Here is a 19,956-nt window from a genome sequence, read left to right as displayed (position 1 = left end):
GGTGGCTCCTCAGCGCAGTCGGGGCTTGATCTGCCCGGCGAAGATGGCCCGCTGTCGCTCGGGCGTCAGATGACAGGCCGCGCCCCGGCCCGCCGGCAGCTCCGGCCGCTCGGTGCGGCACCGGTCACCGCCGACGGCCGCGACCGACGCGCAGCGCGGATGGAAGGGACAGCCCGGCGGCGGGGCCAGCAGGCTCGGCGGCGCGCCCGGGATCGGGCTCAGCGGCTCCTCGACGTCCGAGGTCAGCCGGGGCATCGAGCCCAGCAGCCCCCAGGTGTACGGGTGCCGCGGCGCGCCCAGCACCTCGCGGACCGTGCCGCGCTCGACGGCCCGCCCCGCGTACATCACCAGCAGCTCGTCGACGGTGTGGGCGACGACACCGAGGTCGTGGGTGATGAGGATGATCGCCGAACCGGTCTGCTGCTGGAGGTCCTTGAGCAGATCGAGGATCTGCGCCTGCACGGTCACGTCCAGGGCGGTCGTCGGCTCGTCGGCGATCAGCAGCTGAGGGTCGCAGACCAGCGCCATCGCGATCATCGCGCGCTGTCGCATGCCGCCGGAGAACTGGTGCGGGTAATCGTCCACGCGCAGTGCGGGGTTGGGGATGCCGACCCGCTTCAGCATCTCGACCGCCCGCAGCCGTGCCTCGCGCCGGGTGGCGCCGGTGTGCTTGCGGAAGGGCTCGGCGATCTGGCGGCCGACGGTGTAGTACGGGGAGAGCGCGGTCAGCGAGTCCTGGAAGATCATCGCCGCCTTGTGGCCGCGGACCTTCTCCAGCGCGGACTCGGGGGCACCGGTCAGCTCCTGCCCGTCCAGCAGGATCTCGCCCTCGATCTCGGTGGTGCGCGGGTCGTGCAGCCCGAGGACGGCGAGGTTGGTCACGGACTTCCCCGAGCCGGACTCGCCGACGATCCCGAGCGTACGGCCGCGCTCCAGTTCGAAGGAGAGCCCGTCGACGGCCTTGACCGTGCCGTCCTCGGTGGCGAAGCGCACGTACAGATCGCGCACGGACAGAAAGGGTGTGGTCGCGGTCACGGCGGTGGTTCTCCCGGCTGCTAGGCGAGGCGTACGCGGGGGTCGATGACGGCGTAGGCGGCGTCCACCACGATGTTGGCGACGACGATCGCCGTGCAGCCGACGAGCATCACGGCCATGAGGGTGGGCAGGTCCGTCTCGCTCACCGAGGAGACGGCGAGCCGGCCGAGGCCGTGGAGGCTGAAGGTGAACTCGGTGATGATCGCGCCGCCGAAGAGCGAGCCGAGGTCGATGCCGAAGATGGTGACGATGGGCGCCAGCGCACCCCGCCACGCGTAGCGGAAGAAGACCGTGCGACGCCCGAGGCCCTTGGCGCGGGCGGTGCGGACATGGTCCTCGCCGAGCTGCTCGACCATCTGGGAGCGGGTCATCCGGCTGTAGTTGGCGATGAAGATGATGGACAGCACCAGCCAGGGGATGAGCATCCCGGTGAACCACTTGACGGGGTCCTCGGTGATCGGGTGGTAGGCCGGGTTGTCCATCCAGTGCAGCCCGCTGACCAGGACGGCGAGGGCGATGACGCCGACGAAGTAGATCTGCAGGGCGCCGCCGACGAGCGAGAGGGAGCTGAAGAACTTGTCGATCCAGGTGCCCCGGAAGGCCGCGGCGATCATGCCGATGCCCACGCCGACGACGAGGAAGACGGCGGCGCCCCCGAGGGTGATGGACAAGGTGGTCGGGAAGCGGTCCACGATCGTGCCCCAGACCGGCTGCTGGTTGGAGAAGGAGTAACCGAAGCAGGGGGCCGGGCAGTGGCCGACGGTGAAGTCGCGGCCCATGAAGATGCCTTGCATGTAGTGCCAGTACTGGACGGGGACCGGCTGGTCGAGGCCCAGGTTCTTGTTGATGACCGCGAGGGCGTCGGGGGTGCAGTTCTTGCCGCAGGACATCAGGGCGGGCTCGGAGGGCAGGGCGAAGAAGAGGAAGAAGGTGATCGCGCTGATCAGCAGGATGATGACGATCGCGCCGAGCGAGCGGCGGACGAGGAATCTGAGCATGTCGTCGCGGTCTTCCGGGTAGCGGGAGGTCCGGTGCGCGGGACCCGGGGCGGGCGGCGGGAGATGGCAGCCGGGCGGCGGGAGATAGCGGCCGGGCGGCGGGAGATGGCGGCCGGGCGCCAGGAGGGAGCGGCCGGGTGCCGGGGGAACCGGCCGGGCCGCGGGGGCCCGGCCGGCCGTGGGCGCCGCTTGGGGCGGCCCTCTTCGCGCGCTATTTGACGTACACGGAGGTCGGGTCGACGGTCCCGTAGACGGGGTGGTAGCGGACGCCGCCGAGGTTCGAACCCCACAGCGAGAACTGCCGGTTGTAGAAGACCGGCACGCCCGGGACGTCCTCCTCGAGGATCTTGTCGGCCAGCTTCTGCCACTCGGGCGCGGCCTTCTTCACGTCCGGGATGGCGTTGATCCGGTCGATCTCGGAGTCGACCCCGGAGTTCTTCAGATGGCCGTAGTTCTGGGCGCCGTCGGCGACCTGCCGGCCGTCGAAGAGCGGCGGCACGACGGTGGAGGAGACCGGCCAGTCCGCTCCCCACGACGAGCGGTAGATGTCGAACTTGTTCTTCACCTCGGCGATCGCCGTCCGGTAGGTGTTGGCGTCGACCTCTTTCTTCTGCACCGTGAAGCCCGCCCGCTCCAGCGCCTGGGTCACCACGACGGAGACCTTCTGCTGGACGTCGGTGTTGGCGTAGGCGTAGACGATCTCCTGGCCGAGCTTGCCGGCCTCCTTCAGCAGCGCCTTGGCCTTCTCGGGCTGTCCGGCAGGGTTCGCCTTCTTCTGGAAGGGGTCGGTCGGCCGGTAGCCGTCCATGGCGGGCGAGAGGTAGTTGGTGGCCACCACCCCGGCGGTCGCGCCGCCGTTCTGCTGGAGGATCTGCCCGTTGGGCATGGCGTACGCGAGGGCCTTGCGGACCTTGGCGTCCTTGAGGCGGTCGGTGTTGAAGCTGATGTAGTCGACGTAGGGCTGGATCTCCACGAAGCGGCGGGCCTTGGTGCCGGCCTGCTTCAGCACCTTCTCGGTCATCTCCGGTGCCACGGCGTTGCTGAACGACAGGGCGTTCTTGTCGCCGCCCTGGTCGGCGAGGAAGCGGCGGGTGGAGTCGGCGAACTGGTGGCCGAAGCTGATCTCGAACCGGTCGGCGTACTGGTGGCGGATCGGGTCGGTCTTCGGGTCCCAGTGCTCGTTCCTCACCAGCGTCAGCGACTTGCCGACCTTGTACTCGCCGACCTTGTACGGGCCGGAGGAGAAGGGGGCGTTGTCGTACTTCTGCTTGGTGTCCTTCGCCTGTTTGACCGCGCCGATGTTCGGCATCGCGGTGGCGAAGGGGGTGTCCGCGTGCGGCTGACGGAAGTGGAAGATGATCGTCTTGTCGTCGGGGGTGTCGAGCACGGACGACGGCAGGTGCTTGCCGTTGTACGGGCCCTCCGGCAGGGCCTTGCGGAAGTCGTTGCCGTCACCCGAGAGCCACTGCGGGATGTAGAGGGGGCCGTCGGTCTCGAAGGGGGCGTAGAGCCGTTCGATGCCCCACCGCACGTCCTTGGCGGTGACGGCCGAGCCGTCCTCGAACTTCAGCCCGTCCTTGAGGGTGAACTTCCAGGTCTTCCCGCCGTCCGAGGCGGTACCGGCGTCGGTCGCGAGGTCCCCGACGACCTTGACCTTGCCCTTGTCGTCCACCTTGTACGAGGTCAGGGAGCGGTTGTAGAGCATCTGGTTGGCCAGCACGTCGGCGTAGTAGATCTGGCCCGGGTCGAGGTGGTTGAAGGCGTCACGCTGGAGGACGCCGACCGCGCCGCCCTTCTTCGCGCCCGGCACCTCCGGGGCGGGGCCGGTCGAGTCGGCCTTGGTGCCGATCGAATAGTTCGAGGCCGTGGTCTTGTCGTCACCCGGACCGCTGTCCTTGTCTCCGCCGCTCCCGCCTCCTCCGCTGCTGCACGCGGAGAGCACCAGCGCACCGGCCGCGAGGGCCGTGGCCGCGAGCCGGGCCCTTCTCCTGGGGGATCTCGTCCTGGGGGTCATGGGTCGATGCACCTGCCTGTCCGTTGTGACGACGACGTGCGGCTGCGTGCGGTTCAGCGTTTGGTCCGGGGGTCGAAGGCGTCCCGGACCGAGTCCCCGAGCAGGTTGAAGGCGACCACGAAAATGATCATCGCGAGGCCGGGGAAGAAGATGTAGGTGATGTCGCTCTCGTAGTACTGGGCGCCGTTGGCGAACATCCGGCCCCAGTCGGGCGTGGGCTCCAGGATGCCGACCCCGATGAAGGAGAGCCCGGCCTCGATGGTCACGAACGAGGGCAGCATCAGCGTCGACTGCACCAGGATCGGGGTCCAGAGATTGGGCAGCAACTCCTTGGTGATGATCCGCCAGGGCGAGGCGCCGGTCACCTTCGCGGCCTCGATGAACTCCCGCTCCCGCAGGCTGAGCACCTGGCCGCGCAGCAGTCGCGCGAGTCCCATCCAGCCCAGCACCCACAGCACCAGGATCAGGGTCAGCACCCGCAGATAGGTGGGCGTCTCCTTCTCCGGACTGACGAAGAGGGAGTAGACGACGGGGGTGAAGGCGATGAAGGACAGCTGGGAGGGGAAGGCGAGCAGCAGATCGATGAACCGGCCCAGGAAGTAATCGGTCCGGCCGCCCAGATAGCCGGCCGTCACCCCGACCACGACGCCCGTCAGCACGCACAGCACGGTGGCGGCCACGGCGATCAGCAGCGAGGTGCGGATGCCGAAGACGAGCTGGGTCAGTACGTCCCGGCCCAGCGTGGGCTCGATGCCGAACCAGAACCGGCCGGAGACCCCGCCGTTGGGCGCGACGGGATAGCCGTACTCGTTGAGCAGCCCCTGCTCGTTCAGACCGTAGGTCGTCGTCGGGCTCTTCCCGTAGAACTTCGAGATCAGCGGCGCCGCGATCGCGACGGTGAAGAAGAAGGCCACGACGTACGCGGAGAGGACCCCCGAGCGGTCGCGTCGGAAGCGGCGCCACATCAGCTGTCCGGGCGACCGGCCCACCGGCCCGGCTTCGGCCGTCGCGGCCGGGGAAGGACTCGTCATCGCGTGGATCCCCCGCACTGTCGTCTCGTCAACCCGGCGCAAAGGGCGCGCACGCGGTGGGTTGAGCGGACTGTGGCAATGGACTCACGGCGCGGTCAAGGGGGCCTGGGCGAAATGCCTGGCGTCCTTCCGCATCTGCCCTGCGGGCCGTGGCGTGTGCACCACCGCTGCGCGGCAGTGTCCTCAATGGCCGAACGGGCTTGATTTGGGCTGAGCTCAGCCGAAACCAGCCCGTCCGGCGCCTGAGGACGCGCCCGCAGGGCGCTCGCCGTCCGACGTGGGTCAGGCGACGCCCAAGGAGCGCTTGAGGAAGTCGACCTGGAGCAGCAGCAGGTTCTCCGCGACCTGCTCCTGCGGCGTCATGTGGGTGACCCCCGACAGCGGCAGCACCTCGTGCGGGCGGCCCGCCGCCAGCAGCGCCGAGGAGAGCCGCAGGGTGTGCGCGGCGACGACGTTGTCGTCCGCCAGACCGTGGACGATCATCAGCGGGCGGGTCTGCTCCGCGGGCTCGGACAGGCCCTCGTCCGTGACCAGGGAATTGCGGGCGTACACCGCCGGCTGCTCGTCGGGGTGGCCGAGGTAGCGCTCGGTGTAGTGCGTGTCGTACAGCCGCCAGTCGGTGACGGGCGCGCCCGCGATGCCCGCGTGGAAGACGTCCGGGCGGCGCAGCACGGCGAGCGCCGCGAGATAACCGCCGTACGACCAGCCGCGGATGCCCACCCGGGTCAGATCCAGCGGGTATTCCCCGGCCAGCGCCCGTACGGCCTCGACCTGGTCGTCCAGGGTGGCCCCCGCGAAGTCGTCGCGGATGGACTTCTCCCAGGCGGGGGAGCGGTGCGGGGTGCCCCGCCCGTCGGCGACGATCACGGCGAAGCCCTGGTCGGCGAACCACTGCGAGGTCAGATGGGCGTTGTGCGCGGCGACCACCCGCTGCCCGTGCGGACCGCCGTAGGGGTCCATCAGGACCGGCAGCGGGCCGTCGCCCTCCGTGTAGCCGGTCGGCAGCAGGACGGCGCACGGGATGCGCCGCTCGCCCGCCTCGGTGAGCGCGACGCGGGCGGTCAGCACCGGCTCCTGCGCGTACGAGGTCACGACGGCGATCTGCTTGCCGTCCCGCAGCACCCGGGCCTCGGAGCCGGCGCGGCCGAGCGACGCCGACACCAGTACGGTGACCGCGCCCGAACGCACCGCCGAGTGCCAGCCCTCGCCCTCCGAAAGGCGCTCCGCGCCCCGCTCGTCGACGCGGTACACATGTGCCTGGCCGGTCTCGGGATCGGCCGCCCCGGGCCCCGCGGACGCCGAGACCAGCACGTCGTCGTCGCCCACGTCGAGCACGGCCCGTACGTGCGTCCCGGGGCCGGTCAGGGCGCGGTCGCCGACGACGAGCACACGGGCGCCGTCTTCCTCGGCGATCCGTACGAGATCACCCTGCGGCGACCATGCGGGCACACCAGCGAAAAGATCAAGCCAGATTGCGTCCTCGTCAACATGCAGCACCCGCGTGGCACCCGAAACGGTGTCCACGGTCAGATAAACCTGGGAACGCTGGTCGCGTGACTGGACCAGCAGCAGCGGGGCACCGTCCGCCGACCAGTGGACGCGCGCCAGATAGGGGTGCTGCTCACGGTCCCAGAGGACGTCCGTCCGGGAGCCGTCCAGGCGCAGCAGGGACAGCGACACCGACGCGTTGGCCGTGCCCGCCGCAGGGTAGGCGACCTCGGCGGGCTCCCGGCCGGGGTTGGCCGGGTCGGCGATCCACCAGCGGTCGACGGGCGCGTCGTCGGCGCGGGCGGCCAGCAGGGCGGTGCCGTCCGGCGACCACCAGAAGCCGCGCGAGCGGTCCATCTCCTCGGCGGCGATGAACTCCGCGAGCCCCCACGTGGTGGTGTCGTTCTCCGGCTCGGCCACGGCGCGGTCGGCGCTGCCGTCCGCCTCCACCACGCGCAGGGTGCCGCCCGTGACATACGCGACCCGGCGGCCGTCGGGGGAGGGGCGGGGGTCGACGACCGGGCCCGGCACGGTCAGCTCGCGGGCCGTGCCGCCGCGCAGTTCGGCGACGAAGAGCCGCCCGGACAGGGCGAACGCCGCCAACTCCACCGCGTTGTCCACCGCGTAACCCACGACGCCGGCCGACCCCTCACGGCTGCGTTCGCGGCGCGCCCGCTCCTCGGCGGACAGCTCCTCGTCGGCGCCGCCCAGCAGGATCATCGGATCCGCGGCCGGGTACTCCCGGCCCGCGTCGAGGTCGAGCACCCACAGGACGTTCGCCCGATCGGTGCCGGAACGGGAGCGAAGGAAGACGACGCGCGAGCCGTCGGGCGACACCGTGAACGCGCGCGGCGCGCCGAGGGAGAAGCGCTGGGTACGGGCGTGTTGACGAGGAAACGAGAGTTGTCCGGTCATGCGGGGAGCCTACGGCGGGGGCGGCGAGATCTCGCCGTGCGCCCCACTTTTGCTCCTGTGCACCGAGTCTTGGCACGTACGGAAAGTTATGATCACTCGCGCATAGTGGGTATGGCTTCTGAGGCATCTGTATGTGATCCATCCGACCGCGCGTACTGGAGGTGAACCGCTGTGGCACTCTCGATTTCGGCGGTGGTGCTGCTGGCGATCATCGTCTTCCTGCTGGTCCGGAAGTCCGGACTGAAGGCGGGTCACGCCGCGGTCTGTGTGCTGTTGGGGTTCTACCTCGCGAGTTCGTCGGTGGCCCCGACGCTGCACAGCCTGACCACGAGCGTGACCGGGATGATCAGCAACATCAAGTTCTGACCGTTCGGTGTCCGGGCGGCGCCCCGCACGCGCCGCCGGGCTCGTAGGCTGGTCCCATGACCGACAGCTCCTTGTTGCCAGGCCGCCGGCTGCTCCTGGTGCACGCGCACCCGGACGACGAGTCGATCAACAACGGCGCGACCATGGCCAAGTACGCCGCCGAGGGCGCCCACGTCACGCTCGTGACGTGCACCCTCGGCGAAGAGGGCGAGGTGATCCCGCCCGACCTGGCGCACCTCGCCGCCGATCGCGACGACACCCTCGGCCCGTACCGCGTCGCCGAACTCGCCGCCGCGATGAAGGAGCTGGGCGTCACCGACCACCGCTTCCTCGGCGGCCCCGGGCGTTACAGAGACTCGGGCATGATGGGCGCCCCGCAGAACGACCGCCCCGGCTGCTTCTGGCGGGCCGAGGTGGACGAGGCCGCCGCGCACCTCGTCGAGGTGATCCGCGAGGTCCGGCCCCAGGTGCTCGTGACCTACGACCCGAACGGCGGCTACGGCCACCCCGACCACATCCAGGCACACCGCGTCGCGATGCGCGCCGTGGACCTGGCGGCGGAGCCGGCCTTCCGCCGCGACCTCGGCGATCCGCACACCGTCCCCAAGGTCTACTGGAACTGCGTCCCGCTCTCGGTCGTCGAGCAGGGCTTCGCGCGGCTGCGCGAGCAGGGCAAGGACATGCCCTTCCCGGGCATCGCCTCCCCCGCCGACGTGCCGGGCGTCGTGCCCGACGCCGAGGTGACGGCCGCGGTCGACAGCTCTCCCTACGCCTCGGCGAAGGCGAGCGCGATGCGGGCCCACGCCACACAGATCGCCGTGGACGGCCCCTTCTTCGCGCTCTCCAACGACCTCGGGCAGCCGCTGCTCGGCGACGAGTTCTACCGGCTCGTCCGCGGCCGCGCCGCGGCCGACCGCGAGGACGACCTCTTCGCGGGGGTGGCCTGATGAAGGGCCTCACTCCACAGCTCGGTTTCGGCCGGATCGCGGCGTTCGCCGGACTTGCCGTGCTAGGGGCCCTGGTCGGCATCGCCGGGTCGCTGGTGCAAGGCGGCTGGTTCCCCGGCGGGTTGCTGCTCGCTCTGCTCGGCATCGCCGCGCTCTGCTACGGCGGAGTGACGGCCACCGGCAGCAGATCCGGCGGTGTGGCACCCGGGATCGGTTGGCTGATCGCCGTGCTGATGCTGACGGCGAGCCGCCCGGAGGGGGACTTCCTCTTCGGGGCCGGACTCGGCTCGTACGCCTTTCTGCTGGGCGGAATGATCGTCGCTGTGATCTGCGCCACGGTCCCTAAACTGTCGCAACCGGGCGGGCCTTCGGTCCGACTTGGGAAGTGACGTGACGATTTCTGCCTGACGCGTCCGAGGCACGAAGGCGCGCACCGCGCTCCCGCCCGCCGCGGTGATCCGACGGTCGTCAAGTGCGTGCCGGTGGTGCCCAGTATGGTGGTGCGCGCCGCCGAGCTACCCCTGGCCTTCGGCATGGGCGACCCCGAGCGAGGTCATCGAGGGCGGCGGAGAGTAACCGGGAGAACCTGCTTTGAGCCGTGAATCTGACACTTCGTCCTCTGGGCCCCAGGGGCGCGGTGGCGCCGCGTACCCGTCGGGCACCCCGCCCTACGGCACCCGCGACGTGCCGCCCGGCGCCCCCGGCGGAGACGAGCCCGCCGGGCCGCCCACGCCGGAAGAGCCCAAGACCGAGACCACGATGACGACGCGGATCCGCATCAACATCCCGGGCTCGCGACCCATTCCGCCGGTCATCATGCGGACCCCCGTCGAGGACGGCACGGCCGGGAAGGCATCCGCCGCCCCGGACCCCGCCGCCCGTCCCGGCACGCCTTCGGCCGGCCCCGACCGGGCGGCCGAGTCCGCCAGGGCCAAGCCCAGCCTGCCCCGCCGCCCGGAGCCGTCCGCCAAGCCGGCGGCCGCGCCGGAGGCGGACCGCGGGGACGGGAAGGGCGAGAAGGCCAGCGACTGGTTCGCGCCGCGCAAGTCGGGCCCGGCCGCCCCCGCCGCGGCTCCCGCGCCGGGCCTGCCCCGCCGCCAGGTGGGCCAGAGCGCCCCGCCGCCGGTGACCCCGCAGCCGCCCGCCGCCTCCGGTGGCGCGCCGTGGGTCCGCGACACCCCGGGCGACGCCTCCGCGCAGCCGCCCGCCCCGGCCCAGGGCTCCACGACGGGCTCGGTGCCGTGGCAGGGCGCAGCCCCCGCAGCCCCCGCCGCGTCGGGTGGTGCGCCGTGGGTCCGCGACACCTCGGGCCCCGCCGCCCCGGCCGGGGGCGCCCCCTGGCAGGACCGGCAGAACGCCGCGCCGTGGCCCGGCGAGTCCTCCGTCACGGGTGCCATGGCGCAGCCGACCGTGCCCGGGCAGAATTCCGCCGGCGCTCCGCCGTGGGCCGAACCCGAGACCACCCAGCAGTTCCAGGCGCCGAGCCTCGACGACCCGTTCGTGTACCCCCAGGGGAGCGCGGCCGCGGGTGCGTTCGCGCCGGGGCGTACGGACACTCCCCGCGAGGGCTTCCCGGCCATACAGACGCCGCCCCCCGTCGGTGGTGCCCCGCGGCCGCCGCAGGCCAAGCAGCCGGGCCAGCAGGCCCAGCAGGCGGCGCCGGCCAAGCAGTCCAAGAAGCGCAAGTCCAAGGTGCCCGCGCCCACGCCTCCCGTCGGTCAGATGCCCGGCGAGACGCTGGTGAGCGGCGTGCCCCCGGTTTCGCCCGGCGGTTCGGTACCCAAGCCCGTCGACAGCGGCGCGCCCCGCGTGGCGGTGCCGAAGCCCAAGTCGGGCGTTCCGGCGCCGAAGCCGGCCGTGCCCGCGGCCAAGAGCGCGCCCAAGGCGGCGGCGAAGAGCGCCCCCAAGAAGAAGGGCCGCTCGAAGCTGGTCCTGCTGGGCGGCGGTCTGGTCGCGCTGGTCGGTGTCGCGTACGGCGCCGGGCTGCTGCTCGACCACGCGGACGTGCCGAACGGCACCACCGTGCTCGGCGTGGACATCGGCGGCACCTCGAAGGAGGCGGCGGTCAAGAAGCTCGACTCCGCCCTCGGTGAGCGTGCGACCGCGCCCCTGACGGTGTCCATCGCGGGCAAGGAGGCGCAGCTCAAGCCGTCCGTGGCGGGCCTGTCCATCGACACCCAGGCCACGGTGCGGGCCGCGGCCGGCCGGGACTACAACCCGGTCACCGTCCTCGGATCGCTGGTCGGCGGCACCCGCAAGGCCGAGCCCACGCTGAACGTGGACGAGGAGAAGGTCGCCGCCGCGCTCAAGACGCTGGCCGGCGAGAGCGGCGCGGCCAAGGACGGCACGATCAAGTTCGAGCCGGGCAAGGCCGTCCCCGTCTACGGCAAGCCGTACCAGGGCCTGGACAACGCCAAGGCGGTCAAGGCCGTCTCGGACGCCTACCGCGAGCGCGCGGCCGGCGGCGCGAGCAAGACCGTCGAGCTGCCGAGCGCACCCCAGACGCCCAAGATCGGCAATGCCGAGGTCGACCGGGTGATGGCGAGCTTCGCGAAGCCCGCGATGTCCGGCCTGGTCACGGTCCAGACGGACGCGGCGCACCGGATCCAGTTCGGTCCGGACCTCTCGCTGCCGAAGATCCTTTCGGTCAAGGAGGTCGACGGGAAGCTCGTCGAGAGCTACAACCTGGAGGCGCTGAAGGAGCTGTACGGCAGCCGCTTCAACGGCGTCCTCATCCAGCGGGGCAACGGCACGAAGACCGCCGTCACCCCCCAGGACGTGGTCGGCGCCCTCCGCAAGGCGCTGGTGGGCAAGACGCCCGCCGAGCGCATCGGCGTGATCCCGCTCAACCCGAGCTGATCGCGAGCAGATCCCGTAGGAGCCCCCGCGCCGCATCCGGCGCGGGGGCTCCCGCGCGTCCGGCCGGACCCATGACATCTGTCATCCGAGGTTCACGACGGCTGACACTGCCGCCGGCCCGGCCCGGCCAGCGAGGATTACCGTCATGACCACTACAGGCAACACGTTCACGGGGGACGGGCGCCGCACCGGCGCTCCCGTGGTCAGTTTTGAGAACGTCAGCAAGAGTTACGGCGACGTGCGCGCGGTCGCCGATCTGGACCTTCAGCTCTACCCGGGCGAGACCGTCGCCCTGCTCGGCCCCAACGGTGCCGGCAAGTCGTCCACCCTCGATCTGCTCCTGGGGCTGCGCAACCCCGACGCGGGCCGTGTCGAGCTGTTCGGCACCACCCCGCAGCAGGCCATCGCGCGTGGCAAGGTCGGCGCGATGCTCCAGACCGGCGGCCTCATGGAGGACGTGAAGGTCCGTCAGCTGGTGCGGCTCGCGTGCGATCTGCATCCGCAGGCGCACCCCGTCGAGCAGGTGATGGAGCACGCGGGCATCACCGAGATCGCCGACCGCATGGTCAACAAGCTGTCCGGCGGTCAGGAGCAGCGGGTGCGGTTCGCGATGGCGACCGCGGGCGCCAGCGACCTCATCGTGCTGGACGAGCCGACGACCGGCATGGACGTCACCTCCCGCCAGGCGTTCTGGAGCGTGATGCGCGAGCAGGCGCGCCAGGGCCGCGCGGTGCTGTTCGCCACGCACTATCTGGAGGAGGCCGACGCCATCGCCGACCGCGTCGTCGTGCTGCACCGCGGCCGGGTGCTGGCGGACGGCTCGGCGGCCGAGATCAAGGCGAAGGCTGGGGCCCGGCGGATCGTCTTCGACCTCGAGGGGCACATCTCCGAGGCCACGCTGCGCGAGCTGCCGTTCCTGTCGAGCCTGGAGATATCGGGCCGCACGGTCCGCATCCAGTCGCACGACGCCGACGCGACCGTGCACGCGGTGTACGGGCTCGGCCTCTTCCCCCGCAACCTCGAGGTCGCGGGTCTCGGCCTGGAGCAGGCCTTCATCGCCATCACCGACGCCGCGACCGCCGAGGAGGCGGCAGCATGAACACCCTGATCAAGCTCGAAATCTCGCGCACGCTGCGCAACAAGAAGTTCATGTTCTTCTCGGTGATCTACCCCGCCGGGCTCTACCTGCTGATCGCGGGCGGTGCGAGCAGCACCGAGGTCGTCGGCGACAGCAAGCTGACGCTGCCGCTGCTGATGATGGTCTCCATGGCCTCCTTCGGCGCCATCACCGCCGTCCTCGTCGGCAACAGCGAGAAGATCGCCAAGGAGCGGGAGAAGGGCTGGGTGCGCCAGCTGCGGCTCACCGCCCTGCCGGGCCGCGGCTACGTCCTGGCGAAGATCGCCTCGGCCGCCGTGGTGTCGCTGCCGTCGATCGTCTTCGTCTTCGTCATCGCCGCGGCCGTCAAGGACGTCCGGATGGAAGCGGCCTGGCAGTGGTTCGCGCTGACGGGCGCGATCTGGGCGGGCAGCATCGTCTTCGCCGCCCTCGGCGTCGCGGTGGGCTACCTCGCCACGGGGGACGCCGTCCGGCCCATCACGATGATCATCTACTTCGGACTGTCGATGCTGGGCGGCCTGTGGATGCCGACCGCCACGTTCCCCCAGTGGCTGCAGGACATCGCCGAGTGGATGCCCACCCACGCCTACGCCGCCCTCGGCCAGGCCATCGAACTGGGCGGCGCGCCGCACCTCAAGGACGTCGCCATCCTGGTCGGCTACCTGGCGCTGTTCACCGGCGCGGCCACGTGGCTGTACCGCAAGGACACCCACAAGGCCTGAGGGGACGGGCGGCACCCGCCGACGGGAGAAACTACGGGCATGACGGAGCGCGAGGACCACGCCGTGGACAGGGGATTCATCCGGATCGGCGAGGCGCCCGAGGACTGGCGGCAGATGCTGGCCAAGGGCTGCTGGACCCTTCTCTACATGCTGTACATGGCGACCGTGGTGGGGGACCTGACCGAAGGCCACCACACGGTCCCCGCCACGGTGCTCGGCTGGGCGGGGCTGACCGTCTTCGTCGTCGTCTACCTCTTCATGGTCCTCGGCCGGCGCCCCCGGGGCCGTCTCTCCCGCCGTCAGCTCACCACCCTCGCCGGGCTGTACGTGCTGGCCGTGGTGCTGGCGCTGGCGCTCGGCTCGGTGTGGCTGGTGCTGCTGGTGTACGTCGCCATCTCGGCCGGCGTCATGCTGCCGATGAAGTGGGCGCTGCGGGTCATTCCGTTCGTCGCCGTCTCCGAGGTGGTGGTCGGTCTGGTGGACGGGGCGGACACCACGCGACAGCTGACGCTGGTGCTGCCGACGTTGCTGGGCGGCGCGGCGATGATGGGCATCGTCCAGATGGGGCGCACCATGCGCGAGCTGCGCGAGGCACGCGCCACCGTCGCCCATCTCGCGGCCAACGAGGAGCGGCTGCGGCTCGCCCGCGACCTGCACGACCTGCTGGGGCACTCGCTGTCCTTGATCACTCTCAAGAGTGAGCTGGCCGGCCGGATGCTGCCCGACAAGCCCGAACAGGCCGCCCAGCAGGTCGCGGACATCGAGCGGGTCAGCAGGCAGGCGCTCGTGGACGTGCGGGAGGCCGTGAGCGGTTTCCGCCGTCCGACGCTGGACTCCGAGATCGCGGGCGCCCGCACCGCCCTCGCCGCCGCGGGCGTCGCCGCCGCCGTCGACGGCGCGATCGGCCACGCCGATCTGCCGCCGGAGGAGGAGGGCGCGCTGGCGTGGGCGCTGCGCGAGGCCGTGACCAACGTGGTGCGGCACAGCGGGGCGAGCCGCTGCGAGGTGACGCTCGGGGAGCAGGGGGACGAGCTGTGCCTGACCGTCACCGACAACGGCCACGGGCCCGCCCGGCCGCACGGCAACGGCCTGACGGGCCTGGCCGAGCGGCTGGCCCTCGCGGGCGGCAGGCTGGAGACCGGGCGCGGGCCCCGGGGCGGCTTCCGGCTGCGCGCGTGCGTACCCCTCGCGCGCCGTCCGGCGCCCGAGCCCGCCGAGGCGCTCCCCTAGGGCCTGCCCGATGGATCTTCGCGGGCTCGCGACGTCCGGATCCCGGCACGCGCTCGCTGCGTGGAAAAGCCGCCCGAGTACGCCCGGTACGAGGGCGGTCCTCCGCCGTGCGATCGCACGCTCCCCCAGCTACCGCTGGGGAGGTGCCCCCATGCCGCTCGCTCATCCACGAAGATCCACCGGACGGGCCCTGGGCCCCGGTCACGGACCCCGGCGAACGGCCTAACCTGTCGCTGTGAACGATCTTCCCGTGCGCCCCGACGGCGACCGTCCCGTCCGCGTCCTCCTCGCCGAGGACCAGTCCATGGTCCGCGAGGCACTCGCCGCGCTGCTCGGGCTGGAGGGGGACATCGAGGTCGTCACCCAGGTGGCCCGGGGCGACGAGGTACTGGCGGCGGCCCGGGGCACGGCGGTCGACGTGGCGCTCCTCGACATCGAGATGCCGGGCATGACCGGGCTGGAGGCGGCGGCACTGCTGCGCCGCGCGCTGCCCGGCCTGAAGATCGTGATCCTCACGACGTTCGGGCGGCCCGGGTATCTGCGCCGGGCGATGGAGGCCGGGGCCGACGCCTTCCTGGTCAAGGACGCGCCCGCCGCCCAGCTCGCGGACGCCGTGCGGCGGGTGCTGCGCGGGGAGCGGGTCATCGACCCGACGCTCGCGGCGGCCGCGCTCGCGGAGGGCGCGAATCCGCTGACCGACCGCGAGCGGGCCGTCCTGCACGCCTCCGCCGACGGCTCGACCAACGCCGAACTGGCCGCGGGCCTGCACCTCTCGCAGGGCACGGTCCGCAACTACCTCTCCACGGCGATCCAGAAGACAGGTGCCCGCAACCGCGCGGAGGCCGTCCGGATCGCCCGGGACAAGGGCTGGCTCTGACCTCGGCCCGCCCGGCTCTCAGTTGAGCATCGCCCGCGCCGCGCGCGCCTGCCCGAGCACGGTCTTGGCCGTGCCCGGCTCCACCGCCGCGATCACCTCGGCGTACTCCTCCAGCTCCCGCGCGCCGCGCACGAAGTCCCCGCGCTCCACGAGCAGCTCGGCGCGCTCGTAGCGCAGCCGGGCCGGGTGCCGGGGGAGCAGCAGGGAGAGTTCGAGGGCCCACAGCTGGACGTCGCTGCGCTCGGGCCGGGCGGCCGCCCAGGCGCGGATGTTGTTCAGCACCCGCAGCACGATGTCCAGCGGCTCCGCGGGGGCGAACATCGACGGGGACAACGGGGCCCCGGTCGCGCCCGCGACCAGCAGCCCGGCGTCCTCGTCGGACAGCGGCCGGCCGCCGTCGAAGGGGTCGACCAGCACCTTCTCCCCGTACGGATCGCCGAAGCCGACGACGAAGTGGCCGGGCAGCGCCACCCCGTACACGGGCGCGCCCGCCCGCCGCGCCACCTCCAGCCACACCACGGACAGCAGGATCGGCAGGCCGCGGCGGCGCAGCAGCACCTCGTCGAGCAGCGAGGACTCCAGCCTGCGGTAGTCCGCGGGGGAGCCGTGGAAGCCGCAGCGCTCGCCGAGCAGCTGCGCGAGCGCCTCCGCCCACCGCCTCGGCCCGGCCTGGCGGCCGAGCGCCGGCAGCAGGCCGGCGAGCCGGTCCAGCTCTATCTGCGCGGCGTCGATCCGGGCCTCCTCCGGTGGGACCTCCTCCGGCGGGGCTTCCTCCGGCGGGGCCTCTTCCGGCGGGGTCTTCGTCCCCGGTCCGGGCCCGGCGTGCGCTTCGGCCGCGACCAGCAGGCAGAGCAGGGCGAGGTCCGGGCGCACCTCCCGGGCCGCCTCCGTGAACCGCTGTCGTCGGCCAGTCGTGTCGTGCATACGTGCCTCGTACCCGCTCGGGGCGGTGGACGGAAGCCCATCGCCGGTTTCCATGATGCGGCCGCGCCCGTTCCTACCGCTGTGGCTCGCGGCGGTAGTGGTAGGTGTGGTGCGTGGTGAAGCCGAGGTCGTCGTAGAGGCCGTGAGCGGCGCCATTGCCCGTCTCGACCTGGAGATACGCGGCCGAGGCGCCCTCGTCGAGGGCCCGCGCGGCCAGCCGTGCCATCACCAGGGTGCCCAGCCCCCGGCGGCGGTGGGCGGGGCCGACCTCCAGTGCGGCGAACCCCGCCCACCGGCCGTCCACCACACAGCGGCCGATCGCCGCCGGACCGTGCTCGCCCGGCCCGCCCGGCACGGTCGCGAACCAGACCGACGGCCCGCCGGTCAGTACCGCCAGCGCGTCCTCGGCGCTGTCGGGGGCCGTCGCGACCCGCCCGTACGCGCCGCGCCACTCCTCGGAGGGCTCGCGGGAGAGCAGGACCTCGTCCGTGGCCGCGTGGGGCGCCCGGTCGGCGATCGGCGCCAGCGCGGCCGTACGCATCACCGCGTGTCGCTCGGCCGTCCAGCCGCGGCCGGCGAGCTCGGCGTCGAGCGATGCGTCCGCCGCCGCGTCACCGGTGGTGACCTGCACCAATGCGGGCAGCGAGCGCTCGGCGTACCACGCGGTGACCCGGTCCAGGGCGGTCGGCAGCGGCAGCCCGCAATCGCCGAGGGGCAGCGCCGAGTTGGCCCGGGCGGTGAAGCCGCCCGCCGCCCGCAGGGTCCAGTCGCCCAGCCGCCCGGTCTCCCGCGCGGGCCAGCCGCGCGCCGCGACCTCCTGGAGCTCGCGCGTGCTCGTGGCCGGGCCGCGCCGCCGCGCGGGGGCGTCCGGCACGACCTTCCCCGCGACGAGCGCCGACTCCTCGACCTCGACCGTTTCCCCGTTCCGGCGTGTGATCCGCAGCACACCGTGGTCCCAGGACGAGAGCACCCCCACCGCGTCGGTGAAGCGCTCCGGTGAACGCTCGCGGTCGTTCAGGAGACGTACAGATACCCTTTTTCCTACATCAGCAGTATTGATCCGGACTTCCAGTCGTCCGCCCGTGGTGAATTCCACAGCTCTCCCCACCCCTCCTGTTCGTCATGTGCCCGGAAACGGAGATACTAGGTGTGGGCATCGACGACGCCGCGCTCCCGCGCGAGATGAGCCCTACCGAGGAGGAACGACAGCGTGACCTACGTCATCGCGCAGCCTTGTGTCGACGTGAAGGACAAGGCGTGCATCGAGGAGTGCCCCGTCGACTGCATCTATGAGGGCTCCCGGTCCTTGTACATCCACCCGGACGAATGCGTCGACTGTGGTGCCTGTGAGCCGGTATGCCCCGTGGAAGCGATCTTCTACGAGGACGACACTCCTGAGGAGTGGAAGGACTACTACAAGGCGAACGTCGAGTTCTTCGACGAGCTCGGTTCGCCCGGTGGTGCCTCCAAGCTCGGTCTGATCGAGCGTGACCACCCCTTCATCGCGGCGCTGCCGCCGCAGGCCGAGGGCGAGCACTGATCGCCCCGCGCAGCGCTGCCGCGGCCCCGTACGGCACTTCCGCCGTACGGGGCCGCGGCTTTTCCGCGGCGGACCGCCGACACAAGACCGACTTCGGACCGACGTAAGAGAGAGAATCGTGGGCGCAGTCTCCTCCCGCCTCCCCGCCTTCCCCTGGGACCGGCTCGAGCCCTACAAGGCCACCGCCGCGGCCCACCCGGACGGCATCGTGGACCTGTCGGTGGGCACCCCCGTCGACCCCGTCCCCGACCTGATCCAGCGGGCGCTGACCGGCGCGGCGGACAGCCCCGGCTATCCCACCGTGTGGGGCACGCCCGCGCTGCGCGCGGCCCTGACCGGCTGGGCGGAGAGCCGCCTGGGCGCCAAGGGGCTGGCCGACACCAATGTGCTGCCCGTCGTGGGCTCCAAGGAGCTGGTGGCCTGGCTGCCGACCCAGCTCGGCTTCACCACCGGCGACAAGGTCGCCTATCCGCGGCTCGCCTACCCGACGTACGAGGTCGGGGCGCGGCTCGCGGGCGCCGAGCCGGTCGTCTACGACGACCCGACGGAGCTGGACCCCACCGGTCTCAAGCTGCTCTGGCTCAACTCCCCGTCCAACCCGACGGGCCGCGTCCTGTCGGCGGACGAGCTGCGGGACACGGTCGCCTGGGCGCGCGAGCACGGCGTGCTGCTCTTCAGCGACGAGTGCTACCTGGAGCTGGGCTGGGAGGCCGACCCGGTCTCCGTCCTGCACCCGGACATCTGCGGTGGCTCCTACGAGGGCATCGTCGCCGTTCACTCCCTCTCCAAGCGCTCGAACCTGGCGGGCTACCGCGCGGCGTTCCTCGCCGGTGACGCCGCCGTCCTCGGCGAGCTGCTCCAGATCCGCAAGCACGGCGGCATGATGGTCGCCGCCCCGGTCCAGGCCGCCACCGTCGCGGCCCTCGGCGACACCGCGCACGTCGCCGAGCAGCGCGAGCGCTACGCCCGCCGCCGGGCCGCGCTGCGCACGGCCTTCGAGGCCGCGGGCTTCCGGATCGAGCACAGCGAGGCGTCGCTGTATCTGTGGGCCACGCGCGACGAGCCGTGCTGGGACACCGTCGGCGAGCTCTCCGAGCGCGGCATCCTCGTCGCGCCCGGGGACTTCTACGGAACGGCGGGCGAGCGCTTCGTGCGGATCGCGTTCACCGCGACCGACGAGCGGGTCGCGGCGGCGGTCCGCCGGCTGGCCGACTAGACGCGCGCACGCGGACACGGAGAAGGGCCCGGGAGTCGCCTCCCGGGCCCTTCTCGCGTGTGCGGCGCGCTGCTGGATCAGCCGCCGAGCGGGGTGCTGGGCAGCCCGCCCTTGGTCGCGGTGTTGGCGGTCTCGCCCACGACCTTGCCGGCGGAGGAGCCGACCTGGCCCGCGGCCTTCTGGACGACCGGGGTGGCCTCCTTGCCGACCTTGCCGACGGTCTTGGTGGCGGCGGGTACGCCCTCGACGGCCTTGCCACTGAGGTTGGTGGCCGTGCCACCGGCCTGGTCGGTGACCGCGCTCACGTTGTTGGTCAGGTTCGCGGTGTCCAGGCTGCTCAGGGGGGCCTGGGTCACGTCCGCGGCGCTGGCGACGCCGGCCGCGCCGACGGCGCCGGCGGCACCCGCTGCGACGAGGAGTGCAGCCTGGGCGATCCGACGCGTGAGGGGGAGGGACATGTTGCTCCTTTGACGGAGTGGAGGAGGTTTGCTGTCCGGCTTGCTGGCTGGCGAGCGGACGCAGTGACTACCGCGCGAATCCCTTGAAGGTTGCGGTGCCCCAGGGTAAAGAGTTCGTAATGCGTCGCATTATCAGCTCCGTGAAAACCCGGGCAAACGTGACGGCCGACGGTGAGGTGCGGAAGGCTTACAAGCCTTTAGTCACAAGGGATTCGGGTA

Annotated in this window: 18 protein-coding genes; 10 read left to right on the top strand and 8 right to left on the bottom strand. The window is 71.9% G+C overall.

The window, feature by feature from the left end:
• Positions 1-9: 9 nt before the first annotated feature.
• From FHS38_RS10050 to FHS38_RS10030, 5 genes are all read right to left on the bottom strand, one after another.
• Complete coding sequence (locus tag FHS38_RS10050; protein ID WP_184732971.1) at positions 10-1,035, bottom strand: ABC transporter ATP-binding protein; 1,026 nt, start codon at positions 1,033-1,035, stop codon at positions 10-12.
• Positions 1,036-1,055: 20 nt separating this feature from the next.
• Complete coding sequence (locus tag FHS38_RS10045; RefSeq protein WP_184732969.1) at positions 1,056-2,033, bottom strand: ABC transporter permease; 978 nt, start codon at positions 2,031-2,033, stop codon at positions 1,056-1,058.
• 211 nt (positions 2,034-2,244) lie between these two features.
• Positions 2,245-4,047, bottom strand: coding sequence for an ABC transporter substrate-binding protein (locus FHS38_RS10040; RefSeq protein WP_184732967.1), 1,803 nt, complete (start codon positions 4,045-4,047; stop codon positions 2,245-2,247).
• A 53-nt stretch (positions 4,048-4,100) separates the two neighbouring features.
• Complete coding sequence (locus FHS38_RS10035; protein ID WP_184732965.1) at positions 4,101-5,078, bottom strand: ABC transporter permease; 978 nt, start codon at positions 5,076-5,078, stop codon at positions 4,101-4,103.
• Between the two features lie 282 nt (positions 5,079-5,360).
• On the bottom strand, positions 5,361-7,481 hold the full coding sequence (locus tag FHS38_RS10030; RefSeq protein WP_184732963.1) for a S9 family peptidase: 2,121 nt from the start codon (positions 7,479-7,481) through the stop codon (positions 5,361-5,363).
• Positions 7,482-7,652: 171 nt separating this feature from the next.
• Here FHS38_RS10030 and FHS38_RS10025 point away from each other — a divergent pair, with 171 nt between their 5' ends.
• From FHS38_RS10025 to FHS38_RS09990, 8 genes are all read left to right on the top strand, one after another.
• A complete protein-coding gene (locus FHS38_RS10025) occupies positions 7,653-7,847 on the top strand; it encodes a hypothetical protein (RefSeq protein WP_130879722.1) in 195 nt (64 codons plus the stop codon).
• Between the two features lie 56 nt (positions 7,848-7,903).
• Positions 7,904-8,794: an N-acetyl-1-D-myo-inositol-2-amino-2-deoxy-alpha-D-glucopyranoside deacetylase gene (gene mshB, locus FHS38_RS10020; RefSeq protein WP_184732961.1), complete on the top strand. Its 891-nt coding sequence runs from the start codon at positions 7,904-7,906 to the stop codon at positions 8,792-8,794.
• The gene (locus FHS38_RS10015) at positions 8,794-9,183 is read left to right on the top strand and encodes a DUF6113 family protein (protein WP_184732959.1); all 390 of its coding nucleotides are present in this window, start codon (positions 8,794-8,796) and stop codon (positions 9,181-9,183) included. The genes mshB and FHS38_RS10015 overlap by 1 nt, the downstream gene beginning before the upstream one ends.
• A 202-nt stretch (positions 9,184-9,385) precedes the next feature.
• On the top strand, positions 9,386-11,653 hold the full coding sequence (locus tag FHS38_RS10010; protein WP_184732957.1) for a peptidoglycan binding domain-containing protein: 2,268 nt from the start codon (positions 9,386-9,388) through the stop codon (positions 11,651-11,653).
• A gap of 145 nt (positions 11,654-11,798) precedes the next feature.
• The gene (locus tag FHS38_RS10005) at positions 11,799-12,752 is read left to right on the top strand and encodes an ABC transporter ATP-binding protein (RefSeq protein WP_184732955.1); all 954 of its coding nucleotides are present in this window, start codon (positions 11,799-11,801) and stop codon (positions 12,750-12,752) included.
• Positions 12,749-13,492: an ABC transporter permease gene (locus FHS38_RS10000; RefSeq protein ID WP_184732953.1), complete on the top strand. Its 744-nt coding sequence runs from the start codon at positions 12,749-12,751 to the stop codon at positions 13,490-13,492. Before FHS38_RS10005 ends, FHS38_RS10000 begins: the two co-directional genes overlap by 4 nt.
• 39 nt (positions 13,493-13,531) lie before the next feature.
• Positions 13,532-14,722: a sensor histidine kinase gene (locus FHS38_RS09995; RefSeq protein WP_184732951.1), complete on the top strand. Its 1,191-nt coding sequence runs from the start codon at positions 13,532-13,534 to the stop codon at positions 14,720-14,722.
• Between the two features lie 235 nt (positions 14,723-14,957).
• Positions 14,958-15,599: a response regulator transcription factor gene (locus FHS38_RS09990; RefSeq protein WP_268246175.1), complete on the top strand. Its 642-nt coding sequence runs from the start codon at positions 14,958-14,960 to the stop codon at positions 15,597-15,599.
• An 18-nt stretch (positions 15,600-15,617) separates the two neighbouring features.
• On the opposite strand, the gene FHS38_RS09985 is transcribed toward FHS38_RS09990, so the two are convergent.
• Complete coding sequence (locus FHS38_RS09985) at positions 15,618-16,523, bottom strand: transglutaminase-like domain-containing protein (protein WP_184732948.1); 906 nt, start codon at positions 16,521-16,523, stop codon at positions 15,618-15,620.
• Positions 16,524-16,596: 73 nt separating this feature from the next.
• A complete protein-coding gene (locus tag FHS38_RS09980; protein ID WP_184732946.1) occupies positions 16,597-17,619 on the bottom strand; it encodes a GNAT family N-acetyltransferase in 1,023 nt (340 codons plus the stop codon).
• Positions 17,620-17,733: 114 nt separating this feature from the next.
• Here FHS38_RS09980 and fdxA point away from each other — a divergent pair, with 114 nt between their 5' ends.
• On the top strand, positions 17,734-18,063 hold the full coding sequence (gene fdxA / locus FHS38_RS09975) for a ferredoxin (protein WP_087926433.1): 330 nt from the start codon (positions 17,734-17,736) through the stop codon (positions 18,061-18,063).
• 118 nt (positions 18,064-18,181) lie between these two features.
• Positions 18,182-19,279: a succinyldiaminopimelate transaminase gene (dapC, locus tag FHS38_RS09970; RefSeq protein ID WP_184732944.1), complete on the top strand. Its 1,098-nt coding sequence runs from the start codon at positions 18,182-18,184 to the stop codon at positions 19,277-19,279.
• A 77-nt stretch (positions 19,280-19,356) separates the two neighbouring features.
• Here the strand turns inward: dapC and FHS38_RS09965 are convergent, their stop codons facing one another.
• Positions 19,357-19,737 carry an ATP-binding protein gene (locus FHS38_RS09965; protein WP_184732942.1) on the bottom strand — a complete coding sequence of 127 codons (381 nt, stop codon included), beginning with the start codon at positions 19,735-19,737 and terminating at the stop codon, positions 19,357-19,359.
• Positions 19,738-19,956: the final 219 nt, after the last annotated feature.

The organism is Streptomyces netropsis (assembly GCF_014203545.1).
GTDB classification, from domain to species: Bacteria; Actinomycetota; Actinomycetes; order Streptomycetales; family Streptomycetaceae; genus Streptomyces; species Streptomyces netropsis.
This window is presented reverse-complemented; position numbering and strand designations above follow the sequence as displayed.

Coding starts and splice junctions, on each gene's coding strand:
- FHS38_RS10045 (WP_184732969.1), bottom strand. CDS start 2,033: ATGCTCAGATTCCTCGTCCGCCGCTCGCTCGGCGCGATCGTCATCATC.
- FHS38_RS10040 (WP_184732967.1), bottom strand. CDS start 4,047: ATGACCCCCAGGACGAGATCCCCCAGGAGAAGGGCCCGGCTCGCGGCC.
- FHS38_RS10035 (WP_184732965.1), bottom strand. CDS start 5,078: ATGACGAGTCCTTCCCCGGCCGCGACGGCCGAAGCCGGGCCGGTGGGC.
- FHS38_RS10030 (WP_184732963.1), bottom strand. CDS start 7,481: ATGACCGGACAACTCTCGTTTCCTCGTCAACACGCCCGTACCCAGCGC.
- mshB (WP_184732961.1), top strand. CDS start 7,904: ATGACCGACAGCTCCTTGTTGCCAGGCCGCCGGCTGCTCCTGGTGCAC.
- FHS38_RS10015 (WP_184732959.1), top strand. CDS start 8,794: ATGAAGGGCCTCACTCCACAGCTCGGTTTCGGCCGGATCGCGGCGTTC.
- FHS38_RS10005 (WP_184732955.1), top strand. CDS start 11,799: ATGACCACTACAGGCAACACGTTCACGGGGGACGGGCGCCGCACCGGC.
- FHS38_RS10000 (WP_184732953.1), top strand. CDS start 12,749: ATGAACACCCTGATCAAGCTCGAAATCTCGCGCACGCTGCGCAACAAG.
- FHS38_RS09995 (WP_184732951.1), top strand. CDS start 13,532: ATGACGGAGCGCGAGGACCACGCCGTGGACAGGGGATTCATCCGGATC.
- FHS38_RS09985 (WP_184732948.1), bottom strand. CDS start 16,523: ATGCACGACACGACTGGCCGACGACAGCGGTTCACGGAGGCGGCCCGG.
- FHS38_RS09965 (WP_184732942.1), bottom strand. CDS start 19,737: ATGTCCCTCCCCCTCACGCGTCGGATCGCCCAGGCTGCACTCCTCGTC.